The sequence below is a fragment of the Nocardiopsis sp. CNZ308 genome (genome assembly GCF_004217075.1).
Genome location: NZ_SHKJ01000001.1, coordinates 6,562,578 through 6,576,504 on the forward strand (window position 1 = coordinate 6,562,578; position 13,927 = coordinate 6,576,504).

Genomic DNA, 13,927 nt, shown 5'->3' on the forward strand with positions numbered 1-13,927 from the left:
CAAGCAGGGTGAACGCCAAGCTAGCGGAGGGTGGTCAGGGCGAGGTGGGCCGCGGCCGCGTCGACCGGTCTGGTGACGTCGAGCCCGGTGGCCTCGGCGAAGCGGCGCAGGCGGTTGATCACCGTGTTGCGGTGGCAGAACATGGCCTGCGCGACCTCGGTCACCGAACCGGTCCGGTAGTAGGCCTCGACCGTCTCGACCTGCAGGTCGACCTCGCGTTCGGTGAACCCACCGAGCGCCTCCCGCACGTCCCGGGCGAAGGCCTCGGCGGCCGGGCCCAGGCGCGCGCCCGCCAGCCGGGTCCAGTGGTTCTCGACCGTGGCCGCCGCGCCGGGCCGCGCCCACTCCGCCAGCTCGCGGGCGAGCCGCCACATCGGGGCGATCTCCCCGATGCCGTGGGCGCTCGGGGAGATCCCGACGGGTTCGCTCAGCAGCGCCCCGCGGGCGGCGCCCGCGGCGTCCCCGGCGGGGACGATGGCGAACTCCACCCCGTCCAGGCGGAGCAGGACCGCCCCGGGAAGCGCCTGGCCGACCCAGCCCCGGAAGTCGCGCGCGTGGTTGCCGTTGGCCACCAGGACGAGGTGGACGCCGTCGGGGCGCAGACCCAGGGCCCGCGCCGCCTGCTCGTTCAGGCGCGTGTCCTCGCCGGAGCCGCTCAGCAGGTGCCGGAGGAGGAAGGCGTGCTCCAGCTCCAGTTCCGCGCGCATCCGCGCGATCTCGTCGGTGTAGCCGGTCTGCACGTGCGTGGTGTGCGCCTCCACCGCCTCCCAGATCGAGATGACCTCCTCGGAGAAGTCGCGGAAGTCGGCCTCGGCGACGTGGGCGCGCATCGCCTCCCACAGGAAGCGGAAGTCCATGCGCACGGCCCGCAGCAGCGACTCCAGGGGGATGCCGCGGCGGGCGCGGGAGCGCCCGACCTCGATCGAGTGGGCGCGCAGCGCCCCGTGGCGGTCCCGTCCCCGCAGGAGCTCCAGGAGGAGTTCGAGCGTGGCCCGGGCCGTGCCGTACAGCTCGGCGTCGTCGATGACGGTCTCGGCGTACCCGGTCAGCTCGCGGACCCTGCGCACGTAGGTCCAGGCGACGGTCTCCAGCTCCTCCAGGCACGCCTGTGCGGCGCGGGGGATGACGTCCGACGGCGCTGTTTTGTGCATGTGCACATTCTAGGCGGCGTTCTCGTTGGGTTTTGCGCTTGTGGGGGTGCGTTTTTTCCAAGACGATGATCGGCATCACACCTGGTCGCCGACGCCCCGTCCGACCGGTGCACATCTCCCGGAGGATCACATGCCACAGCCCGACCCGGCCCCGGCCGGAGCGAGAGCGCCGAAGGTCGACGCGGCCGACGCCAGGCGCATCGCCTTCGCGGCCTTCGTCGGAACAGCCCTGGAGTGGTACGACTACTTCCTGTTCGGCACGGCCGCCGCTCTGGTCTTCAACCGCCTGTTCTTCACCGAACTCGACCCGGGCGCGGGCCTCATGGCGGCGCTGGCGACCTTCGGCGTGGGCTTCGCCGCCAGGCCCATCGGATCCCTGATCTTCGGCACCATCGGGGACCGCTACGGACGGCGCCCCGCGCTGCTGATGACCATCGTCATGATCGGCTGCGCGACCGGGCTCATCGGCGTGATCCCCGACTACCTGGCGATCGGGATCGCCGCGCCGATCCTGCTCGCGGTCCTGCGGCTCCTCCAGGGGCTGGCCGTGGGCGGCGAGTGGGGCGGCGCCATCACCATCGCCATCGAGCACGCCCCCGAGCGCCAGCGCGCCCGGTACGCCGCCCTGGTCCAGATCGGCTCCCCGGTGGGCACGCTCATCTCCTCGGCCGCCTTCGCCGCGGTGCTGACGCTGCCCGCGGCCGACTTCGACGCCTGGGGGTGGCGCCTGCCCTTCCTCGCCGCGTTCCCGCTGCTGGGCATCGCCCTCTACATCCGCTTCAAGGTGGAGGAGTCCCCCGTCTTCCAGGAGCTGGTGCAGATGGAGGACCGCGCCAAGGTGCCCGCCCTGGCCCTGTTCCGCGAGGCCTGGGGCCGCCTGCTCGTGGCGGTGGCCGCGGCGCTGCTGGGGGTCGGCGGCTTCTACGTGATGACGACCTTCGTGGTCTCCTACGCCTCCACCGTGCTGGAGGTCGACCGCCAGGCGGTCGTGAACGCCACGCTCGTCGCCGCCGTCTTCCAGATCGCCACGACCCTGGTCGCCGGGCGCGCGGCCGAGCGCTTCGGCCCCGGCCGGATGACGGTGATCGGCGCCCTGGCCACCGCCGCGGCCGCCTTCCCCCTGTTCTGGCTCATCGACACCGCCGACCCGTGGGCGATCACCGCCGCGGTGACCATCGGCATCTGCCTCATCACCCTGGCCTACGCCGTCACCGGCACCCTGCTGGCCGACCTCTTCCCGCCCCGGCTGCGCTACAGCGGCGTGTCCCTGGGCTACAACCTCGCCGGAACCCTCAGCGGGTTCCTCCCGCTCATCGCCACCGCGCTCCTGGCCGTGGACGACGGCGCGTCCTGGCCGGCGGTGCTGGTCCTCATCGGCATCTGCGCCGTCACCGCGGTCGGCGGCCTGGCCGGTGAGCGGATCAGGGTCGCGGACGCCCGCGCCGCCGCCGACGCCCGGACCGCGGCGTGAACCGCCCGCCCGCACCGACCACAGCACCCGCACCCGCACCCGCACCCGCACAGGAGAACCCCATGGAGCTCGCACCCGACGTCGTCGCGCGCATCGAGGCGGCGGTCGACGACGCCTTCGACGCCCAGCTGGACTTCACCCGGGAACTCGTGCGCCACCCCTCCCTGCGCACCCGGGAGTCCTCGGCGCAGGACCTGATGCACGAGGCCATGGAGCGGCGGGGGCTGGACGTGGACCGGTGGGAACTCGACCCGGAGGAGATCTCCACCCACCCCGGCGCCGGGAAGATCACGGTCTCCTACGAGGGCGTCGAGAACGTGGTGGGCACCTACACCCCCGCCCGGGGCGGTGGCCGCTCGCTGATCCTCAACGGCCACATCGACGTGGTCCCCGAGGGTCCCGTCGGGGAGTGGTCCCGCTCCCCGTGGGACGCCCCCGTCATCGACGGCTGGCTGCACGGCCGGGGCAGCGGTGACATGAAGGCGGGACTGGCGGCCAACCTGTTCGCCTACGACGCCGTGCGCGCGGCCGGGTTCGCCCCCGCCGGACGCATCCACTTCCAGTCCGTGGCGGAGGAGGAGTGCACCGGCAACGGCGCGCTGGCGACGGTCCAGCGCGGGTACACCGCCGACGCCGTGCTGATCCCCGAACCCGAGGAGGACATGCTGGTCCGCGCCAACGTCGGCGTCATCTGGTTCACCGTGCGGGTCGCGGGACACCCCACGCACCCGAGGGAGATGGCGTCGGGGTTCAACGCGATCGACGCGGCGCACCACGTGATGGGGCGGCTGCGCGTCCTCGAACAGCGCTGGAACGACGAGAGGGGCAGCCACCCCCACTTCGAGGACCTGGACCACCCCATCAACTTCAACCTCGGCGGCATCAGCGGCGGCGACTGGCCGTCGAGCGTCCCCGCCTGGTGCGAACTCCAGGTCCGGGCGGCGATCTACCCGGGGGTGAGCGCCGACGACGCCTGGGAGCAGATCCAGGAGGTGCTGCGGGCCACCACCACCGACGACGCGGGCAACCCCATCGAGGCCGTGGGCGAGCGGACCGGCTTCTACGCCGAGGGCTACGTCCTGCCGGAGGGCACCGACGCCGAGAACGTGCTGCGCCGGGCCCACCGGACCGTCTTCAAGGACGAGCTGCGGACCTTCACCACCCCCGGCTACCTCGACGGCCGCGTGTACGCCCTGTACCAGGGGATTCCCGCGCTGGTCTACGGGCCGGTCTCGGAGGCCATCCACGGGTACGACGAGCGCGTGGACGTGGAGTCCGTGCGGCGGATCACCAAGTCCATCGCCCTGTTCATCGCGCAGTGGTGCGGGCTGGAGGAGGCCGCCTGAGGCCGGGGCGTGTCCGGGCAGGCCGTCCCGGGCGCCCGGAACGCGCTCCAGGCTCGGACGGGGTCGGGGTCGGACCGGGACGGTGCCGCCCGCGCGATGTGCGCGGGCGGCGCCGCCGTCAGATCAGCGACAGCTCTCGGAGCTTGGCCTCGACCCGCGCGTCGTCTGGTTCGACGTGGTGGGACCCGTCCGGGTAGACGACCACCGGGATGTTCGTGCGCCCCGAGATCTCCCGGGCCCGCTCCGTGGCCGCCGGGTCGTGCTCGACGTCGACGTACTCGAAGGGCACCGCCAGCTCGGTCAGCTGCTTCTTGGTGCGTCGGCAGTCCCGGCACCAGTCGGCCCCGTAGACGCGGATCGCGGCCTCGTTCACTCGTCCTCCCCTGGGGTGGTCACCAGGCCAGTGTGCCCGACGGCCCGGTCCGCCCGGTCCCGGGTTCCGCACGGCCGTCGGTGCGGCGCGCACCGGCTGACGGTCGCCGACCCGCGGTCCGTCATCGACAGGCCCCACAGCCGCCTGGTCATCGACCGGCCGCGCCGGAGCCGAGGCGACGGGGCGCCTCCCGTGAGCGCCGCCGGGGTCTCACCCGTCGATCCGGTCAGCGGGGCAGGATCGGCGAAGGGTGGACTGGGCCCACTGCACCAGCACCGCGCAGGTCTGCACGAGTTCGGCGCGCAGCTCCTCGTCGGTGGTGGCGGCGCGGGCTTCGCACAGTTCCTCGTAGGCCAGGTCCCACCAGGTCAGATCAGCTCCGGCCTGATGGACCCGGGCCTTGGCCCGTGCGGCCTGTGCGCTGTGCTCGGGCCCGGTCCCGGCGGGCAGGTTCTGGACGCCGTACAGACTCTGCTGGCGTCGCCGTTCCCGGGCGACCTCCTCCAGGAGACGGTCCAGGGATCCCGCCACCCCGGCATCGCCCAGTAGCGCCTCTTGCGCCCCGGACCGTTGTCGGACCGGGAAGGGTGTGGGGGTCCGGTGCTGGGAGAAGGGGTCACCCAGCAGGAAGTGCGTGACGGCCTGGGCGCAGTAGCCGACCGTGTCCCGGGGGAGCTGGTGGGCGGGGAACCACGCGAGTTCGGCGTGCTTGCGGGGCTCGCGTCCCCTCTCGATCCCCGCTGGTTCGGACCTCCGGTCCATCCCCGCGTGCGCGGGGCTCACATGACGGCCCCCGGTCGGTCGGGTCAGGCCGTCGGTCCATCCCCGCGTGCGCGGGGCTCACGTCGGCGTCGTCGGCGGTGAGGGGGATCGCGGCGGTCCATCCCCGCGTGCGCGGGGCTCACCGGAGACCTCCCGTGACCGTGACCGTGTCCGAGGTCCATCCCCGCGTGCGCGGGGCTCACGCTTAACGAACTGCGGAAACGCGGGCCGTTATCTCCCCGCAACCTGCGTTCGGAACGTGCTGCCACCCTCGTGACACGCCCGCGTCCATCCTCACACAACGAGCGCACACAACCCTCACCGGTTTGGGGGCTTCCCCAGCGCCCGGACGTGACGGGCAGGAGCAACCACAACGCCGCGAAGGAGCACCCCGCCGTTCAGCTGACGTGGACCACGGGGCGTCGCCGCGGATCCGGCTCGACCACGCGCAGGACCTCCCGGGTGAACGCCGCGGTCTCCCCCTCCCCGTACACGAGGAAACGGAGCACCTGGCGGATCGGCTCCCCCTCCGACCAGGCGAAGTAGCAGTGGGGCACCGCCCCGGTCTCGTCGCGCAGGCACAGCAGCACCGCGGCCAGCGCGTTGGGGACCGCGGGGCTGCGCACCCGCAGCACCCGGTGCCCTCCCACCTCCACGCCGGTCACGTGCAGGACCTCCTCGAACTCCGAGGGGTGGTGGATCCGGACCTCGACGAAGAGCGGCGGTGTGGTCAGCGGGATCGGGTTCAGGCGCAGCTGCCTGCGCGCGGTATCGCTGTACTCGTCCTCCTCCCCGCTCCGGGGCCGGTTGGCGAACAGGTGCAGGCCGTTCCGCAGGACGGCCTCGTGGGCGAAGCGCACCGCCGCGGCGTCCAGGTGGACGCTGCTGGTGCGCAGTTCCGTACTGCGCAGCGCCCGGGAGACCAGGGAGACGACCAGGACCCCGACCACGAAGGCCAGGGCGATGAGCAGCCCGTCCGGTCGGGAGACGGCGTTGTCGGCGAGGGCGTAGCCGAACACGACGGTCAGGAACGCGAACCCGGCGGTCTCCCACCGCCGTCGGCCGCGGTGCGCGAGGACGGTCACCGCCACGGCGGAGGTGACCAGCATGGCCAGGATGCCGGTGGCGTAGGCGCCCGACTGGGCGGTCACGTCGGCGTCGAAGGCGACGGTGACCGCCATGGCGACGGCCGTGTAGACCAGCACCACGGGCCGCACGGCCGCGCCCCACGTGGGCGCCATGCCGTACCGGGGCAGGTAGCGCGGCACGATGTTGATCAGCCCCGCCATCGCGGACGCTCCCGCGAACCACAGGATGAGCACCGTGCTGAGGTCGTAGACGGCGCCGAACCCGCCACCCAGCAGCTCGTAGGCCAGGTAGGCGAGCACGCGGTCCGCCGCCGGGCCGCCCGGCAGCACGTCCTCCCGGGGTACCAGGACCCCGCTGACGAAGGTCGTGGCCACCAGGTACACGCTCATGACGGCGGCGGCGGTGGTGAGCAGCCTTCGGGTGTCGGCGACGCGTGCCGCCGTGCGCTCCTGGTCGGTGGCTCCGGAGGCGCGTACGAGCGGCATCATGCTGACTCCCGTCTCGAAGCCCGACAGCCCCAGGACCAGGAGCGGGAAGGCGATGAGCACGGTGGCGGTCGCGGACGGCAGCCCGTCCCCCACGACCGTCCCCCGCCAGTCGGCGAGCAGGGACGGGTTCTGCGCGATGTGCGCCAGAGCCGCCGCGACCACGACCGCGTTCAGCAGCAGGAACACCCCGACCAGCGGGATGGCGATCCTGACCGCCTCGCGGAACCCCGTGAGGAACACCGCGCCCAGGAGCGCGAGGAGCAGGAGGGTCACGAGCACCGGATGGTCGGCCAGGGCTGCCGGGGTGTGGGCGTTGGCCGCCAGGTGGGCCGTGGCGTCGGCGGTGGACAGGGTGATGGTGACGATCCACGAGGTGGCCACGAAACCCAGCAGGCACAGGACCAGGAACTTGCCGCGCCACTCGGGGAGCAGGTGTTCCAGCATCGCGACCGACCCCTGCCCGTGCGGGCTGTGCCGGGCCACCCGGCGGTAGATCGGCAGCATCCCGAACAGGGTGAGGACGACGATCAGCAGCGTGGCGAGCGGGGAGAGCGCACCGGCGGTGAGGACGGCGATGGCGGGCAGGTAGCTGAGCGTGGAGAAGTAGTCCACCCCGGTCAGGCACATGACCTGCCACCAGGGATGCTGGCGCCTGGCGTGCGGCCGGGCCCCGGGGCCGCCGATGTCCTCCACCCTCTCGCGCAGGAGCCACCGGCCGAGAGCCCCGCCGCGCCGCCCCGCGGGCTGCGGAGCCTGCCACCGGCGTGGCGCGTAGCCGCCGTCCCCTCGCATCGCGCCTCCTCCAGGGTGGACCCGGCGGACCGCGTCCGCGGGCGCCTTCGGGTGACCAGTCTGCGGTCCGTGGGCTTCGCCGCCGCTGACCGCGACGGGCGCGTGTCGGTCACCTCGCACGGGGCGTCCGTACGCGCGGACCGGGGAGGGCACCGCCTCCGGTCCGGCGGGCCGCAGGCGGATCGGCCCTGCGTCGTCGGCTTCCGCTCCGCCCCCGCCATCCCCCGATCCCGCCGCGCTCCGCCCCGCCCCAGATCAGGCCCGCGGCCCCGGCGAGCGTCGGGGCCGGGACACGGCCACCGCCCTCAGGCCTTCCTCGCCTCGGGAACGCCGGGGGCCTCGGGCTCCTTCCAGCGGCCGGTCGAGAGGAAGTCCTCCAGCACCTTGGTGTACGGCTTCAGGTCGAGTTTGAGCTCCTTCTCGACCCACGCGTCGTCGTAGTAGTTGTGCATGTACCGCTCCCCTTGGTCGCACATGAGCATGACGACGCTGCCCCTCTCCCCGTCGGAGAGCATCTCGGCGACGATCCGCAGCGCGCCCCACAGGTTGGTCCCGGTCGAGGGCCCCGCGCGGTGGCGCAACCGGGAGAGGAGCAGGCGCATGGCCGCGATCGACGCGGCGTCGGGCACCGAGACCATCCGGTCGACGACGGCGGGCAGGAACGAGGGCTCCACCGTCGGACGCCCGATCCCCTCGATGTGGGAGGGCTTTCCCTTGATCCAGGTCGAGGGGTCCTTGGGCCACTGGCTCTTGGGACGGCCCTCGTTGACCGTCCAGTTGGGGAAGAACGCCGAGTTCTGCGGGTCGACCACGCACACCCGGGTGTCACGGCGGCTGAAGCGGATGTGGCGGCCGATGGTCGCGCTCGTGCCCCCGGTGCCCGCTCCCACCACGATCCACTTGGGGTCGGGATGGCGCTCCTCGGCGATCTGCCGGAAGATCGTCGCCGCCACGTTGTGGTCGTAGGCCCGCTCGGCGTAGGTGAACTGGTCCATGAAGTGGCCCTTGGGGGACTCCGCGGCCAGGCGGGCGGCCTCCTTCTCGATGTCGCCGTCGGGTCCGGGGTTCCTGACCTCTCCCCCGTAGGACCTGATGAGCTCCACCTTCTCCCGGCTGGTGCTCTCGGGCACCACGGCCGTGAACTTCAGCCCCAGGAGCTTGGCGAAGTAGGCCTCGGAGACCGCCGTGGAACCGCTGGAGGCCTCGAACACGTGCGTGCCGGGTTCGATCCACCCGGTGCACAGCGCGTGCAGGAACAGCGCGCGGGCCATGCGGTGCTTCAGGCTGCCGGAGGGGTGGACGGACTCGTCCTTGACGTAGAGGTCGATGCCCCACTCGACGGGAAGGGGGAACTGGAAGACGTGCGTGTCCGCCGAGCGCGTGGCGTCGGCGTGCAGCAGCCGGACCGCCTCCTTCACCCAGGCCCGTTTGCGACCGTCGTAGTGGTCGACGACGCGCGTGGTGACGGCGGCGGTGTCCCGCTGGCTCTGTGTCGTGGTCATGAGCCGGAGCTACCCCCGCCTCGGTCACGGGGACCGGACAGGGGAGAAATCGCTGCTCAGGCTTCCGGTTCCGTCCTGTTTCGAAGCCTTGGTCCGCGCCGCCACGGACGGTTTCGGCTCCCCCTCTTCCCATGTTCGGGAAGGACCGCCACCACGGCGGCACAAGCCGCGGCCTTCCGGCCCGGGCGGGCGACGACCGTGCCCGTCCACCACCAGCGGAAGCCTGGTGAAGTGTGGCCGGAAACGGCCACACCCCGTCCGAGCTGGCGCAACAACTGTGCAGTGTCGGCCCGGCAAGCGCTGCCGGGCCCGTTCGTCACCGGGCCCCTGCATGATCGGGGCCATGGAACGCTGTGACTTCTGCGAACTCCCCATCGGCGGCGGCTGCGCGTGCTCGCTCGTGCGCGAGGCCCGCAACCCCCGCGTCCAGGACGGCGGCCCCGCCCTGGGCGACGCGCACTTCCCCGGGGGCACCATCCTCATCTCGCCGCGCGGCGTGGCCCACCGCCCGGGCTGCCTGCACCAGTCCGACTCCGAGATCAAGGCGCCGCTCTGGGGCTGGATTCCCGAGCCCGACCCGCAGCTGTGGCGCCGCCTCAGCGAGGGCTCCCCCGCCCGGGCGACGCACGGCAACACCGAGCGGGTCGCCACACGGCGCTGCCAGAGCTGCGACAGCTGAGAGAGGAACTACCCGTGGCCGCCGGTCACCGGCGTCCGCCCGTCCTGCCCCGTCCGGTGGACGCGGTCGGAAAGCAGAGGCCAGCGAGGGGTCAGAGGGGTGGCCAGGTGCGCAGGGCGGCGTCGGCCATCCGCTGGAGTTCGTCCCGGTCGGCGCCGCTGATGGCCTGGACGGAGATGCCGTTCGCCATGGTCATGAGGTAGCGGGCGAGCACTTCCGGATCGGCGTCCGGGGGCAGGTCGCCTTCGTCGACGGCCTGCCGGAACCGGTCACGCAGGCGTGAGAGGTTCTCGACGCGCCAGGCGCTCAGCGTGTCGCGGGCGGGTTGGCCGAGATGGCTGGCGGCCAGGAAACCCTGGATGCCCAGGCACCCGGCGGGGCAGTCCGGCCGGGTGGACACCGCGATCGAGCCGTTGAGGTAGGCCGTGGCCACCTCCCGGGCGGTCGGCTCCTCCAGCGCCCGGGTGCCGTAGGAGGCCGGGCCCTCGGCGTAGCGCTCCAGGGCCTTGCGGAACAGCTCCTCCTTGTTGCCGAAAGCCGCGTACATGCTCGTCTTCGTGATGCCCATGGCGCGGGTGAGGTCGGTGAGGCTGACACCGGCGTAACCGTGCTCCCAGAACATGGCCATGGCCCGTTCCAGGGCCTCTTCGGCGTCGAATCCCCTCGGTCGGCCCACCGGCGCTCTCCTGACGTCCTCCACACGCAGCAGCCTACCACTTCTGTACCGATCGGATCGGAAGTGCTGTAGCCTCATTCTGTCCCGATCGGAACAGAATTCTGTGGAGGCCAGACCATGCAGAGACTGCAAGACAAGACCGCCGTCGTCACCGGCGGAGGCACGCGGGGAATCGGCCGGGCCACCGCCGCGCGGCTGGCGGCCGAGGGCGCGCACGTGTTCATCACCGGGCGGCGCGAGGCCGAACTGGACGAGGCCGCCGAGGTCATCGGTTCCTCGGTCACCGCGGTGCCGGGCGACATCACCGATCCGGCCGACCTGGACCGGCTCTACGCGATGGTGCGCGAGCGCGGCCGAGGTCTGGACGTGCTGTTCGCCAACGCGGCCGCCGCCTCGTTCGCGACGCTGGAACAGACCACCGAGGAGGAGTACGACCGCATCTTCGACGTCAACGTCAAGGGCACGCTCCGCACCGTGCAGAAGGCGCTGCCGCTGCTCAACGATGGCGCCTCGGTGATCCTCAACGCCTCCACCACCGTCGACCGCGGCACAGCGGCCTTCGGCGCGTACGCGGCCTCCAAGGCCGCGATCCGCTCCTTCGCGCGGACCTGGGCCAACGAGCTGAAGGACCGGGGGATCCGGGTCAACGCGATCTCACCGGGGCCGATCGACACCTCCGGCATCACCGAACTCGCCGGCGAGCAGAACGCCGCGGCCTTCCGGGAGGGCCTGGTCGCCGACGTGCCGATCGGTCGGATGGGCCGCCCCGAGGAGGTCGCCGCCGCCGTGGCCTTCCTCGCCTCCGCGGACAGCACCTTCCTCCTGGGCGCCAACCTGTACGTGGACGGCGGCGCGAACCAGATCTGACACCACTGTGCGGCGCAGTGATGGCTCGCACCGGCCTACGGCTCCCCTTGCACGAGTCGTGACGAGCTTGTCGTCACATGCGACCAGAGCCCGGTACCGCCTACGGCGGTCCATCGACCGCTCCACCCTGTCGCGTCGGCGGTAGACCTCCCGATCGAAGTCGGGTGGTCTACCGCCAGCCGTGTGAAGGTTTCAGGGGTCGGCCTCTTGGTCCTCGCACCCAGGAATGACGGATGGTGCACCGGGTGCGTTTGGTGCGCAGGATCTGCCTGTTGGACCTGGAACCGTAGGCCTTGTCCAGGGACAGGCCGCCCAGCGGGCACGTCGGCATCCCACCCCTGGAGTTCCCACGGCCCCCACAGAATGTGAGCGGAGCTTCCTCGCCATCTCACTTCCGGGCGTTCTCTCCCCAGAGCCAGTCGGGCTCCAAATTGGTCCCGACTGTCTCTCTCAGGGCCTCCTTCACCAAGGGAAGAAGGCAACACCGGGCGACCCTGGGATGAGCGCCCGCGTCGGGACAGATGAGCACGGCGAGAACACGCAACTGCAGGGCCAGGGCCTTCGGGTCGGCGTTCAGGAACCACTGGAAGCACTTCCAGAGAAACCCCAGAGCCGCCTTCGCAAGCTCTGTTCGCACCCGCCCCCACTCAGGAGGGTCCTCCTCCGCGAAGAGCGCTTCTCCGGCGGCCGCGGGCACCTTGTCGAGCTGGTCGGCGCCCCGGTCCAGGACGTTCGCGATCTCGGTCAGCAGATCGCACCAGAAGTGGCCCACCATCGCGCTGCCGTAGTCCGCGAAGGCGGAGTCCTCCTCAGCCCGCTCTGCGGCGTACCGACGAAGATCACCGTCGAAGACCTCGGAGTGGAGTACGTTCCCGAGCTGACGGACGCGGTCTCGTGTCTTCTCCTCAGCCGCGAGCCAGGCGACCAGCGCCGCGACGGCGACCCCGCCTCCGGCCTGTCGAAGGTACCGGGTCGGCGCCCTGCGCCCCTTGTCCTCATGGCGCTTTTTCTGCTTCCACCAGACCTGATCAGCCGATTCACGTAGAACCCTGATCGCCTCCGGCGGGCCCTCCGCACGTCTGAGGTGCCCGATCCATCCGTGCTGGCTCCCTCCACAGGCGGTGCAGACACACCTGGGTTTCGTCGCCTGCTCACAGCGTTCACTGTGCTTCACGGAACCTCCGGGAGAGAGCAAGAGGGTAGCTCTGGGCTCGACAGGCCGCTCCCCACCATGCCTCTGTAGTGGTGGAACCCGGTACCCCGGGAGCGGTCACTCTCCTGTGTCCGTGGGGGCAGAAGTCCCTGCTCCGCGGGGAAGACGAGCGGGAGAAGAACGCACAGCTCAGGACCAGAGCGGCGTTCCGGAACGGACACGACAAGCCCTACCGTCGGGAGTCTCCGCGCCTGCCTGGTCTCTCCAGAATGGAATGGGGCTCGCCGTCCGGCCCGGTCCCTGATCAGCGCGAAACGCCCCCGGAGTCTGCCGTCCTTGGCCGGATGTGGACACACGTGAACGCACCCGTCCCAACCAGGTTTTTCGTTGAAACAGCCCCGCTGACACCTGTGGACTCCCTGGCCACGGGCGAATACACGCAAATACATCCTTCACAATGTCGGACATGAAGGCATTTGTCGGCGTTACTGACAAGGCCTGGGCCGACTTCCTCGCTCAGCGCCCCCACCTGAATGAGATCAACTTCTGGCGCCCCTCCGGGAAGAGCTTCCACAAGCTCGCGCCCGGTGACCCGTTCCTGTTCAAGACCAAGAAACCGCACGACCGGATCGTGGGCGGCGCCGCCTTCAGCGGGTTCGCGCTCGTCCCTCTGTCCGAGGCCTGGGCGGCCTTCGAGGAGGGCAACGGAAGGAAGGACCTCGCCGGGGTACGCGAGGCGATCAACGGGTACCGCGCGAAGAACAAGATCCCCCGCATCGGTCCCGGAGAGGACCCTCTGATCGGCTGCATCATGCTGCGCGACCCGGTGTTCTTCCCCGAGGAGGAGACCTTCGGCCCTCCCCCTGACTGGGCCTACAGCCTCGTCCAGGGCAGGAGTTACGAGGACGTCACCGAGCCCGGGCACGCCGACTACTTCGCTCCCATCGTCAAGCGTGTACTCGGCCAGAAACCCGCGGTGGCCCTCGCCGAGGACGAGCACGCCGTGGCGGCCACCTGGGAACGCCACGGCCCGATGTTCGGCGAGGCCCGGCCCACCCGTCGCCGCATGGGGCAGGAGGCTTTCAAGCTCGCGCTTTTGGACGCCTACGAGGGCCGGTGCGCCGTCACCGGCCAGCGCGTACGCCCGGTGCTGGAGGCCGCCCACATCCACCCGGTGGCCGCAGGCGGCCTGCACCGGCTCGACAACGGCATACTGCTGCGCGCTGACGTTCACAAGCTCTTCGACCAGGGCTACCTGTCGGTGTCACCGAGCCTGGAGGTCCGGGTCAGTCCCCGCCTGCACGAGGACTTCCCTGACGCCGGGGAGTACACCGCCCTGGAGGGCAAGCCGGTAGTGGTCCCCCGGAACAAGGCCGACCGCCCGTCCCGTGGCGCCCTGGAGTGGCACCTGAGCGAGGTCTTCAAGGCGGGGTGACCCCTGATCACAGCGGGGCCGCCCTCAGACTTTCCTGACCTGTACGCACTGCAGGGAGCGCTTGATCGCAGATGCCTCGGTCTTCACTGCTCTGCTGTTCGAACTGCTGGGCCACCCCTTCGGGCTGGGTCTGCGCATCTCCA

General features: G+C 71.3%; 12 protein-coding genes. 5 read left to right on the plus strand and 7 right to left on the minus strand.

The features are described from left to right. Window positions 1–20: 20 nt before the first annotated feature. Window positions 21–1,151: a PucR family transcriptional regulator gene (locus EV372_RS28250; protein WP_197044336.1), complete on the minus strand. Its 1,131-nt coding sequence runs from the start codon at window positions 1,149–1,151 to the stop codon at window positions 21–23. A 130-nt stretch (window positions 1,152–1,281) separates the two neighbouring features. Here EV372_RS28250 and EV372_RS28255 point away from each other — a divergent pair, with 130 nt between their 5' ends. Continuing rightward, window positions 1,282–2,622: an MFS transporter gene (locus EV372_RS28255; protein WP_130398579.1), complete on the plus strand. Its 1,341-nt coding sequence runs from the start codon at window positions 1,282–1,284 to the stop codon at window positions 2,620–2,622. A gap of 62 nt (window positions 2,623–2,684) precedes the next feature. Beyond that, entirely contained in the window at window positions 2,685–3,968 is a 1,284-nt protein-coding gene (locus tag EV372_RS28260) for an ArgE/DapE family deacylase (protein ID WP_130398580.1), read from the plus strand. A 118-nt stretch (window positions 3,969–4,086) separates the two neighbouring features. On the opposite strand, the gene EV372_RS28265 is transcribed toward EV372_RS28260, so the two are convergent. The 4 genes from EV372_RS28265 to EV372_RS28280 all read right to left on the minus strand — a co-directional run bounded on the left by EV372_RS28265 (window position 4,087) and on the right by EV372_RS28280 (window position 8,974). After that, window positions 4,087–4,341 carry a glutaredoxin family protein gene (locus tag EV372_RS28265; protein WP_013153689.1) on the minus strand — a complete coding sequence of 85 codons (255 nt, stop codon included), beginning with the start codon at window positions 4,339–4,341 and terminating at the stop codon, window positions 4,087–4,089. A 210-nt stretch (window positions 4,342–4,551) separates the two neighbouring features. Further along, complete coding sequence (locus EV372_RS29585) at window positions 4,552–5,124, minus strand: hypothetical protein (protein WP_486484070.1); 573 nt, start codon at window positions 5,122–5,124, stop codon at window positions 4,552–4,554. A 377-nt stretch (window positions 5,125–5,501) separates the two neighbouring features. Continuing rightward, entirely contained in the window at window positions 5,502–7,472 is a 1,971-nt protein-coding gene (locus EV372_RS28275) for an APC family permease (RefSeq protein WP_130398581.1), read from the minus strand. Between the two features lie 305 nt (window positions 7,473–7,777). Then, entirely contained in the window at window positions 7,778–8,974 is a 1,197-nt protein-coding gene (locus tag EV372_RS28280; protein WP_130398582.1) for a PLP-dependent cysteine synthase family protein, read from the minus strand. A gap of 343 nt (window positions 8,975–9,317) precedes the next feature. Here EV372_RS28280 and EV372_RS28285 point away from each other — a divergent pair, with 343 nt between their 5' ends. Further along, window positions 9,318–9,653: a hypothetical protein gene (locus EV372_RS28285; RefSeq protein WP_130398583.1), complete on the plus strand. Its 336-nt coding sequence runs from the start codon at window positions 9,318–9,320 to the stop codon at window positions 9,651–9,653. Between the two features lie 91 nt (window positions 9,654–9,744). Here EV372_RS28285 and EV372_RS28290 read toward each other — a convergent pair whose 3' ends face one another. After that, entirely contained in the window at window positions 9,745–10,329 is a 585-nt protein-coding gene (locus EV372_RS28290) for a TetR/AcrR family transcriptional regulator (RefSeq protein ID WP_253793975.1), read from the minus strand. A 117-nt stretch (window positions 10,330–10,446) separates the two neighbouring features. On the opposite strand from EV372_RS28290, the gene EV372_RS28295 reads away from it, so the two are divergent. Further along, window positions 10,447–11,196 carry an SDR family NAD(P)-dependent oxidoreductase gene (locus EV372_RS28295; RefSeq protein WP_130398584.1) on the plus strand — a complete coding sequence of 250 codons (750 nt, stop codon included), beginning with the start codon at window positions 10,447–10,449 and terminating at the stop codon, window positions 11,194–11,196. 388 nt (window positions 11,197–11,584) lie between these two features. On the opposite strand, the gene EV372_RS28300 is transcribed toward EV372_RS28295, so the two are convergent. Next, window positions 11,585–12,370, minus strand: coding sequence for a hypothetical protein (locus EV372_RS28300; protein WP_130398585.1), 786 nt, complete (start codon window positions 12,368–12,370; stop codon window positions 11,585–11,587). Between the two features lie 445 nt (window positions 12,371–12,815). On the opposite strand from EV372_RS28300, the gene EV372_RS28305 reads away from it, so the two are divergent. Further along, window positions 12,816–13,784, plus strand: coding sequence for an HNH endonuclease (locus EV372_RS28305; RefSeq protein ID WP_130398586.1), 969 nt, complete (start codon window positions 12,816–12,818; stop codon window positions 13,782–13,784). Window positions 13,785–13,927 lie beyond the last annotated feature (143 nt).